Source organism: Piscicoccus intestinalis NBRC 104926, assembly GCF_001515525.1.
GTDB classification, from domain to species: Bacteria; Actinomycetota; Actinomycetes; order Actinomycetales; family Dermatophilaceae; genus Kineosphaera; species Kineosphaera intestinalis.
This window is the reverse complement of sequence record NZ_BCNQ01000292.1, coordinates 1-1,503: the sequence shown is the minus strand read 5'-3', so window position 1 is coordinate 1,503 and position 1,503 is coordinate 1. Positions and strand designations below refer to the sequence as shown.

General features: G+C 69.5%; 1 protein-coding gene. It reads right to left on the bottom strand.

Annotated features, from left to right (window positions below; translation table 11 throughout):
• Positions 1-154 precede the first annotated feature (154 nt).
• The coding region (locus PINTE_RS21300) for a transposase (protein WP_068434604.1) at positions 155-1,503 on the bottom strand (1,349 nt) is incomplete at its 5' end.

Here is a 1,503-nt window from a genome sequence, read left to right as displayed (position 1 = left end):
CCCGGATCCGCGAGTAGCGCGTGGGTCTTGACCGCGATGGGTTGATTTGAGCTGTGGGGACGGTGTTGGCGTCCTTGAGGCATGTCGGTGTGCCCGGTGTCGTTCCGGGTGACGGTTCTCCGGGTCCTTGGTAGTCGGGGTGGGACGGCGGGCATCAGGCCGCGGCGTCGAGTTCTCGGATCCGGGTCAGGACGACGGGTAGCAGGTGCTCGCCAGGTGGCAGCCGCAGCGTCAGTTGGCGGCCGTGATGGACCAGGCGGGCGGGGACGCAGAGCAGTTGGTGGCGCAATCGGGCGGCGTGCGCACGTCCGTTCTGATCGATCCCGGTGAGTGCTTGGAGCAGGACCGAGAGGTTCCCGGCCACGAGCGCAGCCCACATCCACACGGTGTTGATGGCGTGGTCTGCGGAGGGGAGCTTGCGCAGCGCGGCGCCGAGTTTGGCCTCGCGGATCCGCTCCTCGATGTCGGTGCGACGCCGGAACCAGGCCTCGACGTCCAGGATCGTCTCGGCGTCGCCGGCGGTGGTACTGGCGGTGTCGCCGGGCCGGTCGTTGGCCGGGATGTTGGTAACGATGAACGAGACCGCGTAGGCGTGGGTGGCGACGCCCTCCAACGCGAGTGTGAGCTGGTGCTCATCGATGGTGCGTCGGCGTCGCGAACGCGGGTCGGTCGAGATCGCCTCGGCCTCGATGCGGACCCGGCGCACGATCGTGTACGTGTGCTCCGGCCAGCCCGCCGGGGCGTAGTCGACCGCGGCGACCTGCGCGCCCGGCATGTCGATCGCATCGACCCAGGCATCCTGGGCGATCGAGGCGTAGGCGCGCCACATCGCGGTGTTCCGCTTGGCTGCGATCGCGAAGTCACAGCCCGCCTCGACCGCAGCCTCGGCGAGTTCGGCGGTGAAGTAGCCAGCATCGGCACGCGTGCGCAGACGGTCCGCAGCCGCAGCGGCAGCACGGACCGATACAGGGATCCCGGCCAGAGCGCGGACCAGCATGTCCGCCGCGCGGGGCCGGACATCGTCGTTACCGGCCAGCAGGTCCGCCGCGGTCGTCAGGCCGGCCTCGGCCCATGTCGCCAAATGCGGACGCCCCACACGCTGTCCTTGGTAGTTGTAGGCCACGCCCTGCTTCTTGACCCCGTAGACCTCCACATCAGTGGAGTCCAGATCGACCGTGACCCTCGCACCGAGCCCAATCCGACGCTCGATGGGCAGCAGATCCACCGATCGCTCAACCAGGTCAGCGATCGCGGCCTCGACCCCGGCCAGATGCTCCGGCCCGAACCGGCGAGCCAGACCCGCAGCGGTCGTGGACGCCAACCCCGGCACCGCCGAGAGCTGTCCCGCGGCCACGTCGGCACGCTGGCGATCCAAACAGACCAGCGCATCGCCACCCAGCAGCTGCGACTGCGCCATGGCAACCAGCAACTCGCCCGCCGACGCGCCGCGGTCGCGCTTCTTCAACTCGCCCACACCGCGGTCAAACCGGCCAACGACGTCCA